General features: G+C 36.1%; 30 protein-coding genes. 5 read left to right on the plus strand and 25 right to left on the minus strand.

Annotation, left to right across the window (positions count from 1 at the left end; all coding sequences use genetic code 11):
- The first annotated feature begins 4 nt into the window (after positions 1-4).
- Entirely contained in the window at positions 5-370 is a 366-nt protein-coding gene (locus MHB70_RS18560; RefSeq protein ID WP_000468033.1) for a DUF3915 domain-containing protein, read from the plus strand.
- Positions 371-467: 97 nt separating this feature from the next.
- Here MHB70_RS18560 and ptsP read toward each other — a convergent pair whose 3' ends face one another.
- The 4 genes from ptsP to glcT form a co-directional block, all read right to left on the minus strand.
- Positions 468-2180: a phosphoenolpyruvate--protein phosphotransferase gene (ptsP, locus tag MHB70_RS18565; protein ID WP_000174209.1), complete on the minus strand. Its 1713-nt coding sequence runs from the start codon at positions 2178-2180 to the stop codon at positions 468-470.
- The gene (gene ptsH / locus MHB70_RS18570; RefSeq protein WP_000411080.1) at positions 2180-2443 is read right to left on the minus strand and encodes a phosphocarrier protein HPr; all 264 of its coding nucleotides are present in this window, start codon (positions 2441-2443) and stop codon (positions 2180-2182) included. The genes ptsP and ptsH overlap by 1 nt, the downstream gene beginning before the upstream one ends.
- A gap of 135 nt (positions 2444-2578) precedes the next feature.
- Entirely contained in the window at positions 2579-4642 is a 2064-nt protein-coding gene (gene ptsG / locus MHB70_RS18575) for a PTS glucose transporter subunit IIABC (RefSeq protein WP_000473188.1), read from the minus strand.
- A gap of 339 nt (positions 4643-4981) precedes the next feature.
- Positions 4982-5830 carry a glucose PTS transporter transcription antiterminator GlcT gene (glcT, locus tag MHB70_RS18580; protein WP_000073869.1) on the minus strand — a complete coding sequence of 283 codons (849 nt, stop codon included), beginning with the start codon at positions 5828-5830 and terminating at the stop codon, positions 4982-4984.
- A 165-nt stretch (positions 5831-5995) separates the two neighbouring features.
- Between glcT and MHB70_RS18585 the strand changes: the two genes are divergently transcribed.
- Positions 5996-6802 carry an HAD family hydrolase gene (locus MHB70_RS18585; protein ID WP_341343692.1) on the plus strand — a complete coding sequence of 269 codons (807 nt, stop codon included), beginning with the start codon at positions 5996-5998 and terminating at the stop codon, positions 6800-6802.
- A 73-nt stretch (positions 6803-6875) separates the two neighbouring features.
- Here MHB70_RS18585 and phnF read toward each other — a convergent pair whose 3' ends face one another.
- The 6 genes from phnF to scpA form a co-directional block, all read right to left on the minus strand.
- Complete coding sequence (gene phnF, locus MHB70_RS18590) at positions 6876-7607, minus strand: phosphonate metabolism transcriptional regulator PhnF (RefSeq protein ID WP_073990542.1); 732 nt, start codon at positions 7605-7607, stop codon at positions 6876-6878.
- Positions 7537-8325: a glucosamine-6-phosphate deaminase gene (nagB, locus tag MHB70_RS18595; RefSeq protein ID WP_001024199.1), complete on the minus strand. Its 789-nt coding sequence runs from the start codon at positions 8323-8325 to the stop codon at positions 7537-7539. The genes phnF and nagB overlap by 71 nt, the downstream gene beginning before the upstream one ends.
- Positions 8326-8329: 4 nt before the next feature.
- Complete coding sequence (gene nagA, locus MHB70_RS18600; RefSeq protein WP_000856951.1) at positions 8330-9472, minus strand: N-acetylglucosamine-6-phosphate deacetylase; 1143 nt, start codon at positions 9470-9472, stop codon at positions 8330-8332.
- 214 nt (positions 9473-9686) lie between these two features.
- A complete protein-coding gene (locus tag MHB70_RS18605; RefSeq protein WP_000676376.1) occupies positions 9687-10589 on the minus strand; it encodes a ComEC/Rec2 family competence protein in 903 nt (300 codons plus the stop codon).
- Between the two features lie 79 nt (positions 10590-10668).
- A complete protein-coding gene (scpB, locus tag MHB70_RS18610; RefSeq protein WP_000375175.1) occupies positions 10669-11241 on the minus strand; it encodes a segregation/condensation protein ScpB in 573 nt (190 codons plus the stop codon).
- A 160-nt stretch (positions 11242-11401) separates the two neighbouring features.
- Positions 11402-12145 (minus strand): segregation/condensation protein A, encoded by a 744-nt coding sequence (scpA, locus tag MHB70_RS18615; RefSeq protein ID WP_001199746.1) that lies wholly within the window; start codon positions 12143-12145, stop codon positions 11402-11404.
- A 169-nt stretch (positions 12146-12314) separates the two neighbouring features.
- On the opposite strand from scpA, the gene MHB70_RS18620 reads away from it, so the two are divergent.
- Positions 12315-12410 carry a YjcZ family sporulation protein gene (locus MHB70_RS18620; RefSeq protein ID WP_000510194.1) on the plus strand — a complete coding sequence of 32 codons (96 nt, stop codon included), beginning with the start codon at positions 12315-12317 and terminating at the stop codon, positions 12408-12410.
- Positions 12411-12508: 98 nt separating this feature from the next.
- Positions 12509-13027: a DUF309 domain-containing protein gene (locus MHB70_RS18625; RefSeq protein WP_000283584.1), complete on the plus strand. Its 519-nt coding sequence runs from the start codon at positions 12509-12511 to the stop codon at positions 13025-13027.
- A gap of 20 nt (positions 13028-13047) precedes the next feature.
- On the opposite strand, the gene ribT is transcribed toward MHB70_RS18625, so the two are convergent.
- Positions 13048-13416 (minus strand): GNAT family N-acetyltransferase RibT, encoded by a 369-nt coding sequence (gene ribT, locus MHB70_RS18630; RefSeq protein ID WP_000908405.1) that lies wholly within the window; start codon positions 13414-13416, stop codon positions 13048-13050.
- A 471-nt stretch (positions 13417-13887) separates the two neighbouring features.
- Positions 13888-14325 (minus strand): peptidylprolyl isomerase, encoded by a 438-nt coding sequence (locus MHB70_RS18635; RefSeq protein ID WP_000853789.1) that lies wholly within the window; start codon positions 14323-14325, stop codon positions 13888-13890.
- 188 nt (positions 14326-14513) lie between these two features.
- Here MHB70_RS18635 and MHB70_RS18640 point away from each other — a divergent pair, with 188 nt between their 5' ends.
- A complete protein-coding gene (locus tag MHB70_RS18640; protein ID WP_000850510.1) occupies positions 14514-15380 on the plus strand; it encodes a DUF1002 domain-containing protein in 867 nt (288 codons plus the stop codon).
- Positions 15381-15410: 30 nt separating this feature from the next.
- Here MHB70_RS18640 and MHB70_RS18645 read toward each other — a convergent pair whose 3' ends face one another.
- From MHB70_RS18645 to spoIIAA, 13 genes are all read right to left on the minus strand, one after another.
- A complete protein-coding gene (locus MHB70_RS18645; protein WP_002048921.1) occupies positions 15411-16214 on the minus strand; it encodes a Cof-type HAD-IIB family hydrolase in 804 nt (267 codons plus the stop codon).
- Between the two features lie 96 nt (positions 16215-16310).
- On the minus strand, positions 16311-17783 hold the full coding sequence (gene spoVAF, locus MHB70_RS18650) for a spore germination protein SpoVAF (protein ID WP_000165603.1): 1473 nt from the start codon (positions 17781-17783) through the stop codon (positions 16311-16313).
- Complete coding sequence (locus tag MHB70_RS18655) at positions 17770-18339, minus strand: stage V sporulation protein AE (protein WP_001254416.1); 570 nt, start codon at positions 18337-18339, stop codon at positions 17770-17772. Before MHB70_RS18655 ends, spoVAF begins: the two co-directional genes overlap by 14 nt.
- Before the next feature lie 5 nt (positions 18340-18344).
- Entirely contained in the window at positions 18345-18695 is a 351-nt protein-coding gene (gene spoVAE, locus MHB70_RS18660) for a stage V sporulation protein AE (protein WP_000348323.1), read from the minus strand.
- Between the two features lie 3 nt (positions 18696-18698).
- Positions 18699-19715, minus strand: a complete 1017-nt coding sequence (gene spoVAD / locus MHB70_RS18665) for a stage V sporulation protein AD (RefSeq protein WP_001241169.1) — start codon at positions 19713-19715, stop codon at positions 18699-18701.
- A 13-nt stretch (positions 19716-19728) separates the two neighbouring features.
- A complete protein-coding gene (gene spoVAC / locus MHB70_RS18670) occupies positions 19729-20187 on the minus strand; it encodes a stage V sporulation protein AC (protein ID WP_000184907.1) in 459 nt (152 codons plus the stop codon).
- 14 nt (positions 20188-20201) lie between these two features.
- A complete protein-coding gene (gene spoVAB, locus MHB70_RS18675) occupies positions 20202-20618 on the minus strand; it encodes a stage V sporulation protein SpoVAB (RefSeq protein WP_000568664.1) in 417 nt (138 codons plus the stop codon).
- Positions 20611-21231 (minus strand): stage V sporulation protein AA, encoded by a 621-nt coding sequence (locus MHB70_RS18680; protein WP_000399262.1) that lies wholly within the window; start codon positions 21229-21231, stop codon positions 20611-20613. The genes spoVAB and MHB70_RS18680 overlap by 8 nt, the downstream gene beginning before the upstream one ends.
- Positions 21232-21346: 115 nt before the next feature.
- Positions 21347-21448: a methionine/alanine import family NSS transporter small subunit gene (locus MHB70_RS18685; protein WP_002093318.1), complete on the minus strand. Its 102-nt coding sequence runs from the start codon at positions 21446-21448 to the stop codon at positions 21347-21349.
- Complete coding sequence (locus MHB70_RS18690; RefSeq protein ID WP_000450075.1) at positions 21445-22971, minus strand: sodium-dependent transporter; 1527 nt, start codon at positions 22969-22971, stop codon at positions 21445-21447. The genes MHB70_RS18685 and MHB70_RS18690 overlap by 4 nt, the downstream gene beginning before the upstream one ends.
- 135 nt (positions 22972-23106) lie before the next feature.
- A complete protein-coding gene (gene sigF, locus MHB70_RS18695; protein WP_000350732.1) occupies positions 23107-23865 on the minus strand; it encodes an RNA polymerase sporulation sigma factor SigF in 759 nt (252 codons plus the stop codon).
- 12 nt (positions 23866-23877) lie between these two features.
- Positions 23878-24318: an anti-sigma F factor gene (gene spoIIAB / locus MHB70_RS18700; protein ID WP_001243394.1), complete on the minus strand. Its 441-nt coding sequence runs from the start codon at positions 24316-24318 to the stop codon at positions 23878-23880.
- Entirely contained in the window at positions 24319-24669 is a 351-nt protein-coding gene (spoIIAA, locus tag MHB70_RS18705) for an anti-sigma F factor antagonist (RefSeq protein ID WP_000059133.1), read from the minus strand.
- Positions 24670-24786 lie beyond the last annotated feature (117 nt).

A 24786-nucleotide genomic window follows, 5' to 3' on the forward strand; every position in this document is an offset into this window, starting at 1 on the left:
GATTATGTTTGGATCATTTGGATGCTGTGATAACTTTAGAGACTGTCATCATCGTGAAAGAGAGTGTGACCATCGCGACCATCGTGAGAAAGAGAGAGAGGTAAAACCACAACAACCAGCTGTATGTAACGTACTTGCTAGCATTTCAGTTGGAACAGAGCTTTCTCTTTTAAGCATTAGAGGTAATGGTACTTTCAACAATGTAATTTTTGAAGGTTTCGCTAACGGTGTTGCTCTTTTCTCTGCTTTAGCTCGTAATAACAAAGACGACAAAGATAACAATAAAGACGATAAGAACAATCAAAATCGAAATACTTTTACTGGTATTTTACGTGTATGCCCAACTGATATCGTTGCAATCGCTATCTAATTCTGTCTCTTATCCTCGATAGTAAGCAAATAAGATTTACTTTTCTCATAGAAAAAACCTGAGACCGATTTCAAATCGACTCAGGTTTTTTTATTGATTATATGCTTTTAACTAATTCAACAACTTCTTCAGCAGTTGACATTGTTAATGCTTTTTCTGCTAATGTTTCCATTTCTGCTTTTGACAACTTGCTTAGTTGTGTTCTTGCAGGAAGGATAGATGTTGCACTCATACTGAACTCATCTAAGCCTAATCCTAATAATAATGGGATAGCAAGTGAATCTCCCGCCATCTCACCACACATACCAGCCCATTTGCCCTCTTTATGAGCAGCATCGATAACCATTTTTACAAGACGTAAAATAGATGGGTTATATGGTTGATATAAGTAAGCTACACGTTCGTTCATACGGTCTGCAGCCATTGTGTATTGGATTAAGTCATTTGTTCCGATAGAGAAGAAATCAACTTCTTTTGCGAATTGATCTGCTAATACTGCTGAAGCTGGAATTTCAACCATCATACCCACTTCAATAGAATCAGAAACAGTTGTACCCGCTTCTACAAGCTTTGCTTTCTCTTCTAATAAAATCGCTTTCGCTTGACGGAACTCATCAAGAGTTGCAATCATTGGGAACATAATTTTTAAGTTACCGTATACGCTAGCACGAAGTAATGCACGAAGTTGTGTACGGAACACATCTTGCTCATCAAGACATAAGCGAATTGCACGGTATCCTAAGAATGGGTTCATTTCTTTTGGTAAATGTAAGTATGGAAGTTCTTTATCTCCACCGATGTCAAGTGTACGAACAACAACAGGTTGACCTTCTTTTACACCTTCAAGAACTGCTTTATACGCCTCGAACTGCTCTTCTTCTGTTGGAAGATTGTCACGGCCCATGTATAAGAATTCTGTACGGTATAAACCAACGCCTTCTCCGCCATTATCGATAATACCTTGTACATCATTTGGTGTTCCGATATTAGCAACAAGCTCAACGTGATGTCCATCGCTCGTTACAGTAGCTTGGTCTTTTAATTTTGCCCATATTGCTTTTTGCTCTTCAAATTTCGCTTTCTTTTCTTCAAAAGAACGAAGAGTTTCTTCCGATGGGTTTACAATTACTTCTCCATCTAAACCGTCAATGATTACGATATCGCCATTTTGGATTTTCTCCATAACAACTTTCGTACCAACAACTGCAGGAATTTCCATAGAACGAGCCATAATTGCAGAGTGAGATGTACGTCCACCGATATCAGTCGTGAAACCTTTTGCATACTTACGGTTTAACTGAGCTGTATCAGATGGTGTTAAATCTTCAGCAATAATGATTACTTCTTCAGAAATTGTACCAGGGTTTGAGAAGTTAATTCCTAGTAAATGTGCAAGAACGCGTTTTGTTACGTCACGAATGTCCGCAGCACGTTCTTTCATATATTCGTTATCCATGTTTTCAAACATAGAAATAAACATTGATGCAACTTCATCCATTGCAAATTCAGCATTTACTTTTTCGCTATTTACTTTATCTTTTACCGGGTTTACTAGTTCTGGATCATTTAATACTAATAAATGTGCTTCAAAGATCGCAGCTTTATCAGCACCCAGCTCAGCAAAAGCGTGGTCCTTAATTGCTTCTAATTCAGTTTTTGCTTTCTCAAGCGCAGCGTCTAAGCGTGCAATTTCAGCAGCTTCGTTTGTAATTGATTTCTTTTCAATGTTAAATTCAGGATTCTCAAGTCTGAAAGCCTTTGCAATAGCAATCCCACTTGATGCAGCGATCCCTTGAATATTAAGAGTCATTATTCTCCTAATCCTTCGTTTTTCATAGTTTCTTCGATAGCTGCTAGTGCTTGAGCTGCATCATCACCATTTGCAGTGATTTTAATTTCTGCGTTTTGTTGAATGCCTAAAGACATAACGCCCATGATTGATTTTAAGTTAACGTTTTTTCCGTTATACTCTAAGTTAATGTCAGAACCAAATTTGCTTGCAGTGTTTACAAGTAGAGTTGCTGGACGTGCATGAATTCCTGAGTCGCTTGTTACTTTAAAGATTTTTTCCATGATAATTTATCTCCTTTAAATTACAGTTTTTTTTAGTTGTATAGACGTGAGTACTACATCATCTATTGTATATAATAGGCGATGTTCGGTCAACCACATCGCCTATTATAATTATAAACATTTTGCGTCAAATTCCTACTGAATGTCAATAATAGCGTTTTCGCCCTTCTTAACATTTCCATCTTTTTTCAATTCGACTTGTTGCCCTTGTTGTAAATTTGTAAATACAATTGGCGTAATAATAGATGGTGCATTTTCTTTTATGAATGTAAGATCTACTTTTAATAATGGTTGTCCTTGTTTCACTTTGTCGCCTTGCGCTACAAGTGCCTCAAATCCTTCACCATTTAATTTTACAGTATCAATACCAAAGTGAATTAATATCTCTTTTCCACCCTCAGATTGAATACCAATCGCATGCTTTGTAGGGAATACATTGACGATCTCACCATTAACTGGAGAAACTACTGTTCCTTCTGTTGGCTCGATTGCAAATCCGTCTCCCATCATTTTTCCTGAGAATACTTGATCAGGTACTTCTGTAATCGGTAAGATTTTCCCTTCAATTGGTGATACGATTGTTTCATTTTCATCAACTTTTTGAGGAGTTTCTTCTACCTTTACAGGCTCTTCTTTTTCAACATGAGGTGTACGGCCTGACATAATATCATGAATTTGTGATTTTAATGTGTCAGATTTTGGTCCGAAAATAGCTTGAATGTTATTTCCAACTTCAAGTACACCAGCCGCTCCAAGTTCTTTTAAGCGGTCTTTGTTTACATTCTTTTGTTCGTTAACTTGAACACGTAAACGAGTAATACAAGCATCTAAAGAAGCAATGTTTTCTTTACCACCAAGTGCTACTAATACTTCTCGAGGAAGTTCACCTGCTTCTGTTTTTCCTGCGCCGTCATTCGCATTTGCTACTTCACGACCAGGTGTTTTTAAATTCCATTTACGGATTGCAAAGCGGAATCCGAAGTAGTAAATAACTGCTAGTACAAGACCAACAATAATTACCCACCACCATGCTGTACGGCCTGGTAATACACCGAATAACATAAAGTCGATTAAACCACCAGAGAATGTCATACCAATTTTAACACCTAAAATTTGCATTGTCATAAATGATAGACCAGCAAATACAGCGTGAATTCCGAATAATACTGGTGCTACGAATAAGAATGAAAATTCAAGTGGTTCTGTAATACCTGTTAAGAAAGATGTTAATGCAGCAGAACCTAAAATACCAGCTGCTAATTTTTTATTTTCTGGACGTGCTTCATGGTACATTGCTAAAGCTGCTGCTGGAAGACCGAACATCATGAACGGATACTTACCAGTTGTAAATGTACCTGCTGTTAATTCTACACCATCTTTTAACTGTGCCATAAAGATTTTTTGGTCACCGCGGATTAATTCGCCAGCCGCATTTGTGTACTGACCAAATTCGAACCAGAACGGTGAATAGAAAATGTGATGTAATCCAAATGGAATTAATGAACGTTCAATTAAACCAAAAATAAATGCTGCTAACGTTCTATTCGCATCAATCATTTGATGTGAGAACGTATTTAAGCCACCTTGAATGTATGGCCAAATGAAGCACATGATAATACCTACTACTAAAGAGAATGTTGCAGTTGCGATCGGTACGAAACGCTTACCTGCAAAGAAACCTAGGTATGAAGGTAATTCAATATTGAAGTATTTATTATAGCAATATGCCGCTACTATACCGACGATAATACCACCAAATACTCCTGTTTGTAGCGTTGGAATTCCTAATACATTCGCATATGCTGGATCTGCAAATCCAATTTTCACTGGGTCTGCTCCAGAACTTGTTACTTTTACTAACTTATCTACTTCTAAGAACACACTCATCGTTTTGTTCATAATTAGGTAGCCAACGAATGCTGCTAAACCAGCTACTCCGTCTCCACCTGCTAAACCAATTGCTACCCCAACTGCGAATAATAATGCAAGGTTAGCGAAAATAATATCACCAGATTGTTCCATAATTTTTGCAACCATTACGAACCAATCTGCTTTTAAAGCAGGAATAACATTTGTTAACTGTGGATTTTGAAATGCATTACCAAATCCAAGTAAAATACCTGCTGCCGGTAAAATCGCTACTGGAAGCATTAACGCTTTCCCGACTTTTTGAAGAACACCAAAGATCTTCTTAAACATGGAAACCCTTCCTCTCTTATCTATATTGATACCTTCCGACAAACGCCAAAAAGGCATGAGGAAAAAAAGATAGAACGATAGCTATACAAAGGGTAGTATATCCCTTTCTCTAGCTTACATTCCTGGCTTTTCTCCACTCATGCCTGATCGAATCAGTAACACGTGTCAAAAATAGGTTTACGTATAAGTTCACTATAATTAAGGCAAACGTTTTCGTTACTTACCTTAATGTGTTTGTCGAAATTTGTATAACTTTGCAATAGTTATTATACATAACTATTGTAAGCGATTCAATGATTTTTTTTAACGTTTTCATTTTAGACAAAAATATATGTCTTTTTACACATGCTCCGCTTTCACTAATCGTTGCAAGTGCATTGTTAAATAAATACTTTCAGCTTCATATACAGGCAATTGCAATTCTTTTTGCATGACCTTAACCAGCTTCCAGGCTAAATTATAACAGACGGGATATTCTGCCTTTAATAAATCAGCAAAGCTTTGTGATTCCTCAACTTTTTCTCCCTTTTTCACCCGTTCAATAGCATATTGTAAATGACGAATAAGGCGCAAATAGTGAATACTTTCTTGGTCTAATGTAATTTGTAAGCTTGTTTCAATTAAAGATACAAGTTGTGCAATGAGACGGGAGTTTTGATTAACTGAAGATAAATCTGAATTTGTAAGTGAACTGTAAATATGGAGTGCAATAAAACCAATTTCTCCTTCTGGCAATGTAATTTGCAAACGAGAATTTAAAAGGTCTACAACACCTTCAGCAATTTCGTATTCTTCTGGATATAGCATTTTCGTTTCAACCAGAAAAGGATTATCTATTGTAAGTCCTTGTTTTAACCGCTTAACTGCAAAAGAAATATGATCTGTTAAAGCGATGTGAATATGTTCATTTAATGGCGATTTTGCCTTTTCTTGAATGTAGAACATAATGTCATTCATTAATTCAATTAATTTTTCACTCACATGCGGCACTAACAGTTTGTATTGTTCTCGATCACGTTCATTTTTTAAAACAAACATTTTTTCAATTTGTAATTGCTCCAATACATCTTTCGCTTTTTTTCCAAATCCAATTCCTTTACCAATCACTACTACTTCCTCGTGTTCAGGATGGCTAGCAATGATGACATTATTATTTAAAACTTTTTTAATTTCTAGATAATTACTCATATAACACCACCCTCGTACTTAAATAGCCTGCTTTTATGTTACAGAATATTCTTCTTTGTCGTCAATGTAAAACATCTACCATTTAATAAAAATTCATTTTTTAGACATGTTTGTATATGATGCGTATAATGTAAGGGCAACTGTACATAGAAAGGAGATTGCAACATGATTAAAATGTTTGTAAGTGATATTGATGGAACAATGATGCAACACGGAGGTTTTATCGACGAACAAGATATTATCGCTTTGCGCAGCTTAGCTGAACAAAATGTAATTCTTTGTTTCGCTTCTGGAAGACTTGATAATGAAATTGCAGACTTAATGAGAGCGGTTAATACAAATTTCCCTCGCATTAGTGTAAATGGTGTTTTTGTATATACACATGAAAATAAGAAGCTATTATCTGCAACTTTCGATTCCAGCATTCTTCCAGATTTGTTAGCTATGACAAATGAAGACCCTTATTTCCGTTATGTAAGTGATGAACATAGCTACTACATTGAAGAAAAAACACCGTTTATTCATGAACTTGAACAACAAGTAACGATGACTTCTGTTGAAGAACCTAATCTATTACAGAAAATTGATGATACAATTTTTCCAAATAAAATTTCTGTCGGTGGAACGAAGGAAAGCTTACAACTCCTTCAGAAAAAAATTGATGAAAAATTTCATGGGAAAGTTAGCACCTTCATTTCAGCAGAACAATGTTTAGATGTAATGCCACCTAATATTAGTAAAGGTTCTGCTATTTCTATTTTATTAAAAGAATTTCAAATACAACCAGAGGAAATTGCTTGCATAGGGGATTCTTATAATGATATTCCAATGTTCTCTTTAACTCCTCACAGTTTTGCTATGTCTCAAGCAGATGACGCAGTAAAAGAGCACGCTCACTATGTAGTAAATACGGTTAAAGATGCTGTTAACCACGTAATTACTCATAATAAAAATACGACTCACTCCTTATAAGGATGAGTCGTATTTTTATTTCTTTACATGTTAAACACTTTAAAATTTACTGTACTTTACAAACTGAAATATATTATTTGTTACGTGCGATGTTTGTAATAAATTTATAACGATCCCCACGATAAATACATTTCACATACTCTAACGGTATCTCACCTTCTGAATATGACCATTGGCGCATTACAAGCACAGGCGCCTTTTTAGGAATATGCAGATGTTCAGCTTCATTATCCGTTGCAATGGAAGCTTCAATTGATTGAGTAGCGCTAACAAGCTTAAAGCCCAGTTTTTTCTCTAAATGTTCATATAAAGATTGTTGCAATATTTCTTCGTTAATATCTTTTACAAGAGCTGGCGACAAATATGTCGTCTCAAAAGCAATCGGTTCATCATCAGCTAAGCGAATACGCCTCACTTCATAAACCGACTCCCCCTCCTGTATTCTCAACCGGTCTGCTATTTTCGCAGTAGCTGGAACTAGGCGGAAACTAAGTAATTGACTACTTGGGTTCATCCCGCGAGAAATCATATCTTCTGTGAATCCCGTCATTCCTTGCAATTTTTGTTCCACTTTCGGAAGTTGGACAAACGTTCCAATTCCACGTTTCCGATATAAATAGCCTTGTTCCACTAAATTATTAATCGCCTGTCTGATTGTCATACGACTCACTTCGAACTTATCACAAAGTTCATTCTCAGATGGGATTTTGTCTCCCGGCTTCCATTCGCCGTCCTCAATTAGCTGTTTCACCCACTCTTGAATCTGATAATAGATCGGAAATGGTGAATACTTGTCGATGTTCATCAGCAATCGCCTCACTGCATAAAGATAGAGCTTCTTGATCAGCGATTACGGTTACATTCGGATGACGTTGTAAAACTGTAGCAGGACACGCTTCACTATATTCACCTTGCAATAACTCTTTAAGTGCTTCTGCCTTTTTAGGCCCCATAGCAACAAGTAGAATTTGTTTTGCTTTCATAATGCTTCCAATTCCCATTGTAATCGCATGAGTTGGCACATCTTCTTCTTTTTCGAAGAAACGAAGGTTTGCTTGGCGTGTAGATTCTGTTAATTCAACAATGTTAGTTGGAGAATTAAATGCTGTTCCTGGCTCGTTAAATCCGATGTGACCGTTTTCACCGATTCCAAGAATCTGTAGGTCAACTGGGTTAGCAGCTAGAATGCTCTCGTAACGTGTGCACTCTTCCTCTAAATCACTTGCCATCCCGTTTGGTACATAAGTTTGTTTAAATGGAAGATAATCAAACAACTGTTCTTGCATGAAATAGTGATAGCTGTTTTTATCTTCGTGTGGTAAATTTACGTACTCATCTAAGTTTACAGTGGTTGCATGACTTGTATCAAGTTTATTTTTTCGCATTTCTGCATAAATACCTAATGGAGAGCTTCCTGTAGCCATTCCTAATGTTGGATTTTCTTTTGATTTTACAACTTCTTCAATTAATTTATAACCTGCTTCTGCTAATTCTTCTGGAGTTTTTACAACAAGAATATTCATTTAATTACTTCCCTTCCTTCATATGAATTCCTAAACGAACGGTATCATATACATGTAAATTTTCAGTCATCACAACAAAGTCTGCATCTTTCCCTACCGCTAACGCACCTTTTTTATTTAATCCAAACTCTTCTGCCTGGTTAACTGATGTCATACGTACTGCGTCTTCGATTGAACATCCTGTAAATTCAATTACATTTCGGAAAGCTTGATCCATTTTTAGAATACTACCAGCTAACGTTCCATCTTCTAATCGAGCACTACCATCTTTTACATGTACTGGCTGTCCGCCAAGTTCATATAATCCATCTTCAAGACCTTTTGCTCGCATTGCGTCAGTAATGACACTTACTTTTTTCGGTCCTTTTAATTTATATGCTAATTTCACCATATCAGGGTGAATATGAATGCCATCTGTAATTACTTCAACCATTACATCTGGATTTAATAACACATGACCAACAACTCCTGGTTCACGGTGATGTAATCCACGCATTTGATTGTACAAATGTGTTGCATGTGTAATGTTTCTATTTTTTAGTTGCGCATCAATTGCATCTGTATGCCCCATTGTGCCAACAACACCAGTTTCAGCAAGATACTGTTCAAACTCTAATGCTCCTTCTTCCTCTGGTGCATATGTGACTAACTTAATTAAATTACCGCTTGCTTCCTGCCATTGTTTAAACTGTTCAATATTCGCAGGAACGATATGTTCTAGTGGTTGTGCACCTGCACGTTTTTTTGAAACATACGGTCCTTCTAAATGAATATATTCGAAATGTGCTCCTTTTTCTTTCGCTTCCTTTGCAGCACTTAGTGCCGCTTCTATCGCTTCTGGAGCTTGTGTCATTGTTGTCGGGAAGTAAGTTGTAACCCCTTCTTTTAACATTTCTTTACCTAGAGTTACTAATCCATCGCTATTTGCATCCATCGCATCAATATCGTATCCACCATGAATATGAACATCAATCATACCTGGAATTACAATCTTCCCTGTAGCATCAATAACAGTTTCATCTTCTTGTGGTACATATTGAGCCATCAAACCAATTTCTTTAATTGTTTCTGCGTAACGAATAAATCCGTTTTCCACTACTTCTTGACCTGTGTAAATTTTGGCATTGATGACAATTTGCGTTTTCATTTTCATCGACCCTTTCCCATGAACTTTCCTACTTGTTCTTATTACCTTATTCGCCTAATTCCATCTTAATATATGCACGAGTAGTTGTCTATACATTCTAATGAAATTTCCATTTTGTTTAACGAAACATATATTATAATTACGTCTCTCGTAATTATAATATATGTTATTCATTTTTTCCAAAAAGGGACGGTCTCCATCTCTAATGTATGAATTACTTCAATAATGGCATGAATCCACTAGACCCTATCATAATATGTTCCCCATCTGTATTCACTTCTACAGTGCGTTTATTTGTTCCATATATCATTATACCGTGCCGTTTCAATCTCCTTACTACACTTTGGTGAGGATGGCCATACGGATTGCTACTCCCATACGAAAGAATAGCGAACTGTGGTTCTACTTTTTTTATAAACGTTTCACTTGTTGAAGTATATGAGCCATGATGCCCAACTTTTAATATATCTGCATGTACATCAAATTGCTTTAATATCTCATGTTCCGTCCGTACATCAGCATCGCCCATCAATAAAAAGTCAGCCTTTCCATATCGAACCTTTAAAACAATTGAGGATTCATTATTTTCATCTTTCGATTTCCCATTGTTTAATACCTGTATAGAAACATGTGGATCTAGCGGTATATATTGTCCTTCCTTTACCGAAACAAAAGGTATTCCCCTTTTCTTAATATTATTTCGATACGTATGATATGTAAAAGAGCTATATGTTTTTCCACTATCTAGTATAAGTGAGACCGGCATTTGCTCTACAATCGGAATTAGTCCACCAATATGATCCATATCAGGATGCGTACTGACAATAACATCTAAATGGTTTATCCCTTTTTCGATTAGTTTTTGAATAATAACCTCTCCTGCTTCATAAGGTCCTCCATCAATTAACATTGTTTGTCCATTTGGCAATACAATAAGTGTTGCATCACCTTGTCCAACTTTTAAAAAGTTCACTTGCATTTTACTAAGATGTTGCCGCTGCATATGTAAAGGAGACGTAGCATGAATAGACATCATATATCTTTTAGCCGAGGTACTATTTAAAGAAAAACATAATAAAACAGAAATTAACAACAAAATACTTCGTATACCCTTCATAACTCGTCTCCTTTTTTTCACTTAGTATGGCACGGGATATAATTGATATACAAAAAAAGCTTAGCAAAATGCTAAGCTTTTATTTTGATATTTCTTGTAAAGAACCGAAGAATAAATCTGCTTCATTCATCTGTTCACTCTCTTCAGAAAGTAGCGGTAAATCATCTAATGTTTTCAATCCAAATGTGTCCAAAAATTCTTTTGTCGTTCCATATAAAATAGGACGCCCTGGACCTTCTGCTCGGCCAGTTTCTTTTATAAGTAAGTGTGAAACTAACGTTTGTAGTGCCTTGTCCGTTTTTACCCCTCGAATCTCTTCCATTTCTGTCCTTGTAATCGGTTGACGATATGCAACGATCGCTAACGTTTCAAGAGCAGCTTGAGAGAGTGAGGCAGCTGTTGGGATATCTATTAATTTCTGATAGTACGAAGCATGTTCTTTCTTTGTAGCAAAGCGATATACTTTTGCATATTGTACAATTTGCAAACCGCGATGTGCACCTTCATATTCTTTTTGCATTTCTTCTAAAATATCTATTACTTCATTCACTTCAATTTCAAGAACTTTCGCTATTTGTTCTGGATAAATCCCTTCATCACCAGAAACAAACAAAAGCCCTTCAATGATTGATTTTTGTTCTTTTCTATCCATTGTCCGAGCTCCTTCCTCCTATTTTCTCATTAAAAATACACATCAAAAAACCGAATCACAATCAATGCGTTCGGTTCAATATTTCTTTTCTTGTTCCAAACGATTCATTAAAACGTAACATGAGATAAACTGTTTCTCTATCCCATTTCCCATACAAGCTCTATGGGGATTTATTAGAACTCGATACAAAAATTTCATCAAAATTATGTTCTTGTTCTATGCTAATTTGTTGTTTTTTCATAAGCTCAAGAACCGCTAAAAATGTTACAACCATTATTTCACGTTCTTCATCAGCAAACAAATCATAAAAACTTTGACGGCCACCTTTTATTTCTAACTGTTTTAGAATATCAGCCATTCGTTGTTCAATTGGTATTTCTTGACGAGTAACTCGTGCTGTTACAGGTTTCTTTGCTTTTTTACGGCGCATTAATTTTTGAAATGCCGCTAGCATATCATATAACGTAACATCAAGAGGTAAGCTTGTCTCCTCTTCTTGTTGCAACGATGCAAAATCAATTGGCGGACGTGTATATAGCTGTGCTCTTTCTTGTTCTCTTTCTTTTAACTCAGTAGCAACTTGCTTATATTTCTTATATTCAATTAACCTCTCCATCAATTCTTGACGAGGGTCATCAATAAAGTCATCACCATTATCAAGTACATCTTCTTCATGTTTCGGCAACAACATTTTACTTTTAATTTGCAATAACGTTGCAGCCATTACTAAATACTCACTTGCAACATCTAATTGTAGTTCTTTCATCGTATGGACATAAGACAAATATTGTTCTGTAATATCCGCTACAGGAATATTATATATATCAATTTCATAACGATGTATTAAATGTAACAATAGATCTAAAGGCCCTTCAAAAGCCTCTACTTTAAAATTATACTGCACAAAGCATCCCACCACATTTTTTCTATAACAACATAAGTATAGAGCATACTCATGTTCTATCCAACCTTTTTAAGAAATTTAATTAAAAATAGACCTATGCCTATGTCATCATGCCCACAGCTTCATATGATAACAGTGTAGTAAGAACAATGTAGGAGGTCAAAAAACTATGGGTCACGTTGATTGCGGTTTTAGCGGTGGGTTCGCATTACTTGTTGTACTGTTTATTTTACTAATTATTGTAGGGGCAGCTTGCTTCTGCTAACATGAACAATAAACGACTAGGGAAAATCCCCTAGTCGTTTATTGTTCATATTTCTATGATACACTTGTATTTATAACCGTTAGATAGGGGCGAAAAATATGTATCCTACCGAATACATACAATTTTTAATTCATTTTCACGGAGACTATGACTATTTTGAATGTCACGAAATATTGGAAGAGTATTGGAAAACCAAACCGAGAGGAAATCGTGATGATTACTTAGTCGGTCTCATTCAAGTGGCAGTTTCTTTATACCACCAAAGACGCACTAACTGGAATGGCGCCACAAAGATGATGAAAAGTGCAATCACAATTTTAGAAAAAAACAGTGCACTTTTACAACGTTTAGGAATCAATCAAACGCAACTTCTACCCTTACTCAATGAAAGAGTGCAATCTATACAAAAAAAAGAAAGTTTTGTACCGTTATTTTTACCATTATCGGACACATCATTAGAAAAGAAATGTATGCAGTTATGTCAGAAACAAAACCTTCCGTGGAAAGATATGAACGCTACTCCTAGTGAATATATCCTACACAAGCACACATTACGTGATCGAACAGAAGTCATCACTGAACGCAAAGAACAATTACAAAAAAGAAAGCAGAGATAATAAACTACTTATCCCTGCTTTCATGAATGTATATTTTGTTCAAGCCCTTTACACTTTTCGCAAAAACTTGCTGTTTGCTCATTTCCGCAAATTGTAAACTCAAGAAATTTGCTCTTTAACTCTTGAACCATCATCGTCCCAATTCCCATATGACGATGAGACGGGTTCACACTCAAATGCTGAATTTCTAATACTTGATTCTCTTTTTTTACAATCCCCATTATTCCAACAAAATCTTCATTTTGCTTCCACAAATACAATTGCCAATCCTCTTTCGCTTCATACTCTTTCATTGTCAATTGTAATGTTTTCACATCTTTTTCAGTTGGCATAAACGAAAGAAGCCCCATTGCAATTTTTTCATAACTTTTTTTAAAACGAATTAACATAACCCTTATCCCTTCTTACAAAAGTTACAAACTATGAATCCCCTCAATCACTCTTTTCATATCACATTCATTTTACAATATTTTCAACAGAGTGAGAAGAGCCTAAAACAACTTGATAATCATACAAAGCGAAAAGAAGAAAGTCAAATATATGTTTCAGTACTATTTCTTTCTAAGTAGATTTTAAAAAAAGACAATGCTATATGATAGTTAAAAGTAACATCCGCTACTCATTACCGCTTCATTATTAGTCACCATAGAGCAACTTAATTCTAGCAAAATTAATATAATAAAAAATGTTTATTGAAACATATAATCTAGTGTATTCTATGTAATTTGTTAAAAGTTTGTTCTCATAAGTCATATATTTTAGCAACAATTACAGTACAGTTTGTATCATGTACTGTAAAGAAAATACTCATTCCTATTAAAAAAATAAAAAAGAGAGCAAAAGCTCCCTTTTTCCATAACTTACTCTTCCCAAACTTTAACTTCTTTCATTACATCGCCTTGACGCATGTTTAATACTGTTTCAATACCGCTTGTCGCTTTACCAAATACAGTATGTACGCCATCTAAATGCGGTTGTGGCTCATGAACAACAAAGAATTGGCTACCACCTGTGTTACGGCCAGCATGTGCCATAGAAAGTGATCCTACAAGGTGTCTATGAGGATTTCCATCAGTCTCACATGGGATAGAGTAACCTGGGCCACCTGCACCTGTTCCTGTTGGGTCTCCACCTTGGCTTACGAAGCCAGGAATAACGCGGTGGAATGTCACACCATCATAAAATCCTTGCTCTGCTAATTTTTTAAAGTTTTCTACTGTTTTCGGTGCTTCTTCTGGGAAAAATTCCAATTCGATTTTTTCACCATTTTCCATTAATATATATCCTAAAGTTTTCATATGTATATGTCTCCTTTCAAGTATCTCAGCACTATATTACCACATTCATGACTAGAAACAAAAAAGAATCCGACAATCTACATACTTCTTTTTCGAAATGTGGACAAAGCTAGGTGACAAATAAGAAATATATACTATAATAACTGTGTTGCCCGAAAATTTTAGAAAGAGAAAGGGAGCGATTTTTCGTGAAAACGAAATTACTAGCTCTGCTATTAGCTGTAACGGTATTTATGATGCCAACAGCTTCATTTGCAGACATCATTGAGGGAGAATCAATTGTTACACTAGGAGAAAACTTATCTGAACAACAAAAACAAGATCTGTTAAAAGAAATGAAAGCACCGAAAGATGCTACAATTATTACTGTGTCTAATGCGGAAGAACATAAATTTCTAGAAGGAATTGTTCCAAAAGCACAAATTGGTACGCGAGCAATTTCCTCTTCTATGATTACATACACAAAGCCAGGATCTGGTCTCATTGTACGTTCAAAAAACATTAATTCAATAACAGATGCAATGTACACAAACGCACTTATTACAGCAGGTGTGAAAGATGCAGAGATTCAAATTACTGCACCATTTAAAGTTTCAGGAACTGCTGCTTTAACAGGTTTAATGAAGGCCTATGAAACAACATCGAACAAAGCAATTCCTGAGGAAGTAAAAAAAGTAGCCAATGAAGAAATGGTGCAAACGGCCCAGCTCGGTGATAAAATTGGTGAAGAAAAAGCAGTTCAACTTGTTGCAAAAATTAAAGAAGAGATTGCAAAAGAGCAGCCAAAAACAACGGAAGATTTACGTTCATTAATTAAAAAAATTGCTGATCAACTCGGCATTACATTAACGGATGAACAGTTGGATAACTTAGTAGCGTTATTTGATAAAATGAAAAATCTTAATATCGATTGGAATCAAGTTGGCAGTCAGTTAAATAAAGCAAAAGAACACGTTTCTGCCTTTTTAGGGTCTGAAGAAGGGCAAAGTTTCCTAGATAAAGTGAAAGATTTCTTCTCAAGCATCATTGATTTTGTTAAATCTTTATTCAAGTAAAAAGAAGCTCGTCAGTGACGAGCTTCTTTTTTATACAAGTAACGGTAATTTCATAACAGCTTCTTCAACCGAACGAACAACATGATTTGCTTTCTTCTTCACATATGGATGAGCATGATGAAGAGTAAATGAATGCGGGGTTACTTCAAACATTGAAATGTCATTAAAAGAATCTCCAATGCAGGCAACTTCATTTGCTTCAATTTTTAAATGTTCCATTAGTCGCCTTAAAGCACTCCCCTTACTTACACCCCTTGGCATAATATCAACATAACGTTTACCTGATATAAAAACTTCCGCTTCACTGTGAAACGTATTTCGTAACTCTTGATCTAATGCTACAATTTTCTCTTCTTCTCCAAATACAAATAATTTCGCTGGATGTACAGTCTTACCAAATTCTTCTTCTAACGCTTCTATTTCAGCAATATGTACCCCCATATACTCTTCAAAAGTATGATGATTTTCATTTTTTCTTTTTGTATATCGCTGCTCATTTGCACAAACAATATCTGCTAGTCCTTTGTTATGTATATATCGATATATTTCCTGGGCAACACTATCTTCAAAACTTGATTCATGAAATATTTTACCGTCCGGCAGTAACATTGTCGCCCCATTTAAACCTGTTGTGTAATACGGGAATGAAAACTTTTTTACGACTTCATCAATTCGGTGAGTAAAGCGGCCAGAGGCAAAACAAATATTTGTCCCTTTTTCAGCTAGCCAACAAAGTGCACGTTCATCTTCTTTTTGCATATCATTCACATTGTAAACGAGCGTGTCATCTAAATCACTTACAAATAATTTAATCATGTCCTCTTCCCCTTTCATACACAATATCTACTCTAAGTGTACACAAAAAATGTTTGGTTTTTGTTAAAAAAAAATAAATTTTCAATAAAAAAATAAACGGGAGCATAATCCCGTTTATTTTTGTCTTCTTACATTTTGAGGTCGCACAATACTAGGACGCACTTTTAAACTAGACATAGTTGGTCGGAGTAAAATTTTCGTTAACGCGCCCCAATCAAATGGTAGAAACGGCCATAAATACGGTGTTTGTAAACTTTTTATAGACGTTAAAAATAAAATCAATATCGTCATTCCAATTACAAACCCTATCTCATGGAAGAGACCTGTTAAAATAATTACAAACAATTTCCCAACCTTATTTCCTAGTCCTAATTCATAGCTCGGTGTTGCATATGCCCCAATCATCGAAACAGCTACATATAAAATAACTTCTGGTACAAACAACCCTACATCAATGGCAATTTGACCAATTAATATAGCAGAAATTAACCCCGCCGCAGACGATAACGACGTCGGAGTGTGAATGGCAGCCATTCTTAAAAACTCAAGTCCGACCTCTGCCATTAACACTTGTAATAAAATTGGTAAATGCGTCATCTTAGTCGGTCCAATAAAAGCAAGATTCGGTGGCAAAAGAGTTGGATCAAATACAAATACTAACCAAAATGGTAATAAAAATAACGAGAAAATAACACCTAAAAAACGTACCCAACGTAAAAATGTACCTACAGCTGGATTTTGTCTAAATTCTTCTGCATGCTGTAAATGGTGGAAATATGTTGTTGGAGTGATCATAGCACTTGGTGATGTATCAACAAGTACTAACACATGTCCTTCTAACAAATGGTTCGCTGCTACATCTGGCCTTTCTGTGTAGCGAATAAGCGGGAATGGATTATAACCTTGTTTGACTACAAATTCTTCCACCGTTTTATCCGCCATCGTAATCCCATCTACTTCAATATTATTTAATTCTTGTTTTATAATCTTCACTAAATCTGGATTTGCAACATCTTGTACATATGTAATACAAATATCGGTTTGTGATCTATCCCCTACTCGAACCATTTCATTTCGAAGACGTGGGTCGCGGATCCTTCTACGGATTAACGCTGTATTTACAACAATATTTTCAACAAAACCATCCCTTGCACCACGTACTACCTTTTCTGTATCTGGTTCTGTCGGTGTCCGCCCCGGATAACTACGAACATCAATTGCAAAAGCTTCCGTTTCACCTTCCACAAATATAACAATAAGCCCTGATAATACTTGGAGCATTACTTCATCCATCGTTTTTACTTTACTTACTTGTTGATGAATTAAACGATTCTCTAAAAGCTTTACTGTATCTTCTTCTACATCCCTTATTTCATTTGTATCCACCGCTTCTTCTAAAATAGGGATAATATAATTCGTATCACAAAGTCCATTTACAAATAACACACCAATTTCTTTGTTTAAAATTTGAAATTTACGAATACCAACATCATATGTGACACCCAATCCAACAGTTTGCTTTAAGTAATTTTCATTATCACTTAAAAAAGACGAAATCGGGATATTCACTTTTTTAGGCTTCGTCATAAAACCCACTCCTTTCCAAAATTAATTGAATTGCTTTTCTAGTAATAGGTGATCCTCGCTCCCATTCATCATTTCCACACATCTTGCCAATATCACCGACCCCCACAATGACTGGAACATTCAAATCATCTAAACAATAAATCGTATCCCCACTAATCCTGCCAATTTCACCATCTGGAAGTCCAAATTTATCAACACCGTATTCTGTTAAATTCCCATTCCGATCTACGCTTACATCTACACGCGCCCATTCCCAATGATGTGTATTAGATGCTACCGCTAAAATACCAAGTACATCAATTTGTTTATGTGTGGCTACATATTTTAAAGCCTTTTCACCAGATCCTTCTCCAATAAATCCACTGTCATCAAACATGACAAATACAGGGTCATATGGCGTTTGCATAATAAGCTCAACAACTTTCTTCCCTGTCAATTTGGTTGGATTACTTTGCGATGCTGAAATACACCTGCCCCCAAATTCCTTTGTTAACAGCTCAATTGTCCGCTTTGCATATTCATCTCCATCTGTTACCAAAACAACCCTTCGTCTCATTTAATTTATCCTTTCGGTTTACATATAAGTGCTACAAAAAATGAAAATAATATAGCTGCGGAAATGCCCGCAGACGTTAAACTAAACATGCCGATACCAATTCCTAAATACCCATGTTTTTCCGCCGCATGCATTGCTCCGTGTAATAGTGAATGTCCAAAACTTGTAATAGGGACTGTTGCTCCAGCACCTGAAAATTTTATAAGCTTATCATACAATCCGAATCCGTCTAAAATGGCTCCGACAACTACAAAACTTGCCATTAAATGGGCCGGTGTTAACTTTGCAAAATCTAACAATACTTGTCCAATTACACAAATCGCTCCTCCTACAAGAAATGCATATACAAAATCCACAATTCACTCTCCTTTAACTCTTTCAAACACAACACCATGCGCAATTGTTGGAATCGTTTCCTTTTGTTGCATCATCATTGGGCTCAATAAAGCCCCCGTTGCAACGACAAAAATGCGTTGTAAATTCCCTTTTTGCATTTCACGTAATAAGTGGCCGTATGTGACAACAGCGGAACAAGCACAACCACTGCCACCTGCAAACACTTCTTCTTGATTTGAATCATAAATCATTAATCCACAATCATTGTATATATGCCCAAGGTCATAACCTTCCTCAAGTAAAAGTTGTTTTGCAATTGGTGTCCCAACAGCCGATAAATCACCAGTAACAATCAAATCATAATCAGCTGCGCTTCTTCCTAAATCTTCAAAATGCTGTTGGATTGTATGAGCAGCAGCTGGTGCCATTGCCGATCCCATATCTAAAGGGTTCATAATTCCTAAATCTTGCACTTTTCCAATCGTAGCTGCCGTAATTTTAATTGCACTTTTTTCTTTGCTAATTAATATGGACCCTGCACCTGTAACAGTTGAATTTGCGGTTTCTGGCTTTTGTCCCCCATACTCTGTTGGATAACGAAATTGCCTTTCAGCCGTTGCATTATGACTACTCACCGTAGCTAAGACACGATTCGCAAATCCACCGTCTATAAATGCTGATCCAACTGCTAAAGTTTCCATTGACGTCGCACAAGCGCTAAACATTCCTAAAAAAGGAATCCCCCACTGACGCGCAACATAATTCGCTGTCACTGTTTGATTTAATAAATCGCCCGCTAAAAAGAAATCAATTTGTGATGTTTTTATATTCCCTTTTTGCACTGCTTGTTGCATTGAGTCTGACATTAATTTTCGTTCAGCAAGTTCCCAGTTTTCCTCTCCACAATGCAAGTCATTATATGAAATATCAAAATATTTTCCAAGAGGGCCTTCAGCTTCTTTCGGACCGACAGCAGTACCCGTTGCATTTACGTAAATATCATTTTGAAATACCCACGTTTGTTTTCCTGTCAACCTCATACTCGCCCCTCCTTTAAGACATAAAAATTTTAAAAGTATATCTTATTAATCCGATAATATATGCTCCAACAACGCCAAACACGATAACACTTCCTGCAAGCTTAAACATGTTTGTAGCAATCCCTAGAACAATCCCCTCACTCTTATGTTCTAGCGCAGCGCTCGCCATAGAATTTGCAAATCCTGTAACTGGTACTGCCGATCCTGCTCCAGCAAATTGACCGATTTTATCATATACACCACATCCTGTTAAAATCGCCGACAATAAAACAAGAGTTGCAACTGTCGGATTTCCTGCCTCTTGTTCACTAAAGTGAAAATAATGTATATAAAATTTCATCAATATTTCTCCGACTGTACAAATGAGCCCACCTACAAGAAATGCCTTCACACAATTTAGTAAATAGTTTGGCTTTGGATGGTACTCCTTCACTTTATTTATGTAATCATCTTTCAGTTTTCGGTTTGTCATTTATATATTGCCTCCTACTTTACGAAATAAATCCAGTGAAACAATGAGCCTATTACTTTGCCAAGTACAAGAGCAACGAGTAAAACAACAATTTTCCCCTCTACCCCGACTCGTTTCGCTAAAATAGGTAAAACATTTAATACTTCCGTTAATGCCGCAGCAAGCATTCCAATGAATGTACCACAAAATAAACCTAATATTACAAGCCAATATTGCGATGTTTGAAATGTAATGTTTTTCAAACTACACCAAGCCCCAGTTAAAGTTCCCGCAATGACAGCCCACTCAAAATATTGAATATGCTTTCCACTTCTCGTTAATTGAGCTAAACGAGGGATTATACCAAGTACAGCCAAAAAGGCAACATATCCGCTACCTACTGCAATCCCGCCAGCTAAACCAATTAATATAACAAACCCACATTCAATCATCGGCAAGCTGTTTCGTGTTATCCTTGTTTTCATTAACAATTACATATTGATCAAGCGACTGTTGATATTGAAACATCTCAACTTCTAACGGACTCGGCTCTTCATTAATTCGCTTTTGAAATACATGATTAAAAAATAAAACCATACCTAATCCAAGACCTACTGAATAGGGAACTTGAAATAATAGTGGTTGCTCCTTAAACTCTCCAGTAATCATGTAATATAACCGCTGGTGTACTTGTTGCATACTTACATCCTCATGGAAATAAATGATCGCAAGGGCCGCCCCAATGAACAACAACAACCATACAAGCCCAAAGAAAATTGGGGGCACTTTCTTTTTTTCATATATAATTTCAACAAGAGTTTGTCCAGAACCTAGTAAATTAATTTGTACATGAGATGCTTTTTGTTGAATAATTTCAATTACTTTCATAACATCAATTACAACATGCGTCTTATCATGTGCTGTTACGTTGTAAACTATTTCATTTTGTAAAGACTCAACTACAAAAGAATCTCCTGCAAGTTGAGCGACATCACTCAGCTTTATTTCATACGCAGGAGAAATTTTTAAACGATTGCGCATTTTAATATAAATCGTTCCTTCCAATTTTCATTCACCCCTTCACTCTTCCTCGTAGTTGTAGTATGGTTATTGAATTTTTTTCTAATACAATTTTTTCATAAAAAAACATCTGTACCGTTTCGGTACAGATGTTTTTAGCTTATGCCTTTTTCTTAAATAAATTTGCGATACTTAATGCAAGTCCTCCCCAAATGACTACGATACCAATAACCATCATCATAATCGCTGATCCACTCATCATGAAACACCTCGATCTTTCCATTCTTTTTCAAGCTGGGCAGAATCTGAATGTATTTGTGCATTCCATTTTTTCAAACCAATGACTAGTGCGACTAGAAGGAATGCTGCCGCTATCGACCAACCATATGTTACAACAAATTCCGTCGGATAATCTCCGTAGTTCTTTTTAATATTTTGGATTACACCATCAATTAACATATACCCTAACATGAGTGGAGTAATAACGAGTAAACTAACTCTCCAAAACGTTCCTAATTTTATATCAGATACAAAGTTAGCATGATTTTGGTAAATAGGTAGACGGCGCAAGATAAGACCTATCGTAACCACTTCAGCTAGTGCAATTGTAATTAATCCAAAATTATTAGCGAAATAATCAACAACATCTAGAAACATAAGCCCACCACGTGTTGCAAAAACAAGAGAAACTAACACGAGAAGTGTTCCCATAATTCCAATCGTCTTTTGACGACTCAAACTAAATTTTTCAGATACAGCCGCAAAACATACTTCCGCAAGTGAAATGAGTGATGTAATTCCAGCAACAGTTAACGATAAGAAAAATAATACTCCAAATAACGGTGACATCGGTAATTCATTAATAATTTGTGGGAATACTACAAACGCAAGCCCTACGCCAGCACTCGCAACTTTATCAACTGGTACCCCCATGTTATTTGCCATAAATCCAAGAGCAGCAAAAACTCCAATTCCGGCTAATAATTCAAATCCTGAATTTGCAAACCCTGTAATAAAAGCATTATTTGTTGTATCTGAGTTTTTCGGTAAATAACTAGAATACGTAATCATAATTCCGAATGCTAGAGATAAACTAAAGAAAATTTGTCCATAAGCAGCAAGCCATACTTTCCCATCAAAAATACGACTCCAGTCTGGTTTAAAGAATGCATCTAACCCTTGCATCGCACCTTCCATCGTCACTGCACGAACAACGATAATTAAAAACATAACAACTAATAAAGGAATAAAAATGCGGTTAACAACTTCGATTCCTTTTTTAACGCCTTTGAATGCAACGCCAAGCACAATAATCCAAACGAGAGCTAACGGAATTAATACTTCTGGCACAAGCCCCCCAAATTGCCCTGGTTTATCTGCAACATGTAAATATTCTTTAAATAAAAATGATTGCGTGTCTTTCCCCCACGCTCCAGTAATTGCAAAATACGTATACGAAATAGACCAAGCGATAATTACTGCATAATATGTTGAAACGATAAACGTTACACACATTTGCCACCATCCAATAAATTCAGCACGTGGATGAATACGGAAGAATGTAAGTGGTGCAGAACCACGATGACGATGCCCAAGAGCGAATTCGAATGCTAGCAATGAAATACCAGTCGTTAATAATGCAAATAAGTACGGTAAAAAGAATGCACCTCCTCCATTTTCATACGCTGTATAAGGAAAACGCCATATGTTTCCTAATCCAACGGCTGAGCCGACCGCTGCGAAAATAAATCCAGCCCTCGTTCCCCATTGTTGCCTCGTTTCCATGTTTCCTTCCCCCTTTATGACAAGTTCATACTTGGATTATATTTTAAATTAACTAAATTATCAATAAATTCTGTTAATTTTCGCGAAAATTAACAACTCCCTCCTATTAAAGTCATAAAAAAATCGAATAGACAGTTATTCATCTATTCGATCTTTCATCTGTTTTAATATTTTCTTTTCAAGTCTTGAAACTTGTACTTGCGAAATACCTATGCGCTCTGCTACTTCTGATTGGGTTTGATCTTTATAATAGCGCAAATATACAATAAGACGTTCTCGTTCATCTAATTCTCTAATTGCTTCTTTTAAAGCTATTTTATCAAACCATTTCGTTTCAGATTGATCTGCAATTTGATCTAAAATAGTAATAGGGTCACCATCATTTTCATACACGGTTTCATGTATCGATGAAGGAGGACGACTCGCTTCTTGCGCCAGAACAACTTCTTCAGGTGTTAGTTCTAGCGCCTCTGCTACTTCATTAATCGTTGGAGCCCTTCCGAATTCTTTCGAAAGCTCGTCTCTCATCTTTCGAATTTTGTTGCCTGTTTCTTTTAAAGATCTACTTACTTTCACTGATCCATCGTCACGTAAAAATCGTTGAATTTCTCCAATAATCATTGGAACTGCATATGTTGAAAATTTCACGTCGAAAGATAAATCAAATTTATCTACCGATTTTAAGAGCCCAATACATCCAATTTGAAATAGATCGTCTGGTTCGTATCCTCGATTCAAAAAACGCTGTACAACCGACCATACTAGACGCATATTACTTTGAACAATCGTATCTCTTGCTTGTTGATCTCCACCTTGACTTTTTTGAATTAACGCTTTTAGCTCGTGGTCCTTTAACTGAGGTTTCTTCTTCTCATTTTTGACCTCTATGTCCATAGGCTATTCTCCTTAATTGCATAGAGCGTTACTATTTGATAAGTATTTTGTCAAATGGATTGTTGTCCCGAAAGATTCGTTTGAAATAACTTCTACTTCATCCATAAAATTTTCCATGATAGTAAATCCCATTCCGGAACGCTCTAATTCAGGTTTAGTTGTAAAAAGGGGTTGTCTTGCCTCATCTAAATTAAAAATGCCAATCCCTTCATCTCGAATCGTGAGTTTCACCATTGCCTCTTCCAAAATTACAGAAATATAAACAGTACCTTCTGCATTTCCTTCGTATCCATGAATAATTGCATTTGTAACCGCTTCTGACACAACAGTTTTAATCTCCGTTAGCTCATCCATCGTTGGATCTAGTTGCGCAATGAATGCTGCCACTGTAACGCGAGCGAATGATTCATTTTGACTTAATGCTGAAAATTGAAGGTTCATTTCATTTCTCATTTATGCCACCCCCAACGTCGCGAGCGCGTGCGCTTCACTTTCTTCTAAGCGAACAATTTTGAATAAGCCCGACATTTCAAATAAACGCTTAACAGGCGGTGAAATTGCACAAACAACCATTTCTCCACCTAATCCCTTTACATGCTTATATCGGCCTAATATCACACCTAAACCAGAACTATCCATAAATGATAAGTTCTCTAGGCTCAAAACAATGTGATGAACACCATGTGTCTCAATCATATCTGTCACTTTCGTTCGCAACTCTTCAGCAGTATGATGATCTAATTCACCCGCTAGTCTCACACATAGGACGTCACGTTTTACTTCTAATTGCATGGAAAGACTCACACGATTTCCTCCTTATGCTCAAACTTTACTCATTTACATACATAAAGATTTTCGTGATACAACATAAGAATCCTTCCTACTGACAAAAGAAGAACTATTTCGCCATAAAGTGAAACC

The sequence above is a fragment of the Bacillus sp. FSL M7-1020 genome (assembly GCF_038050415.1).
GTDB classification, from domain to species: domain Bacteria; phylum Bacillota; class Bacilli; order Bacillales; family Bacillaceae_G; genus Bacillus_A; species Bacillus_A toyonensis.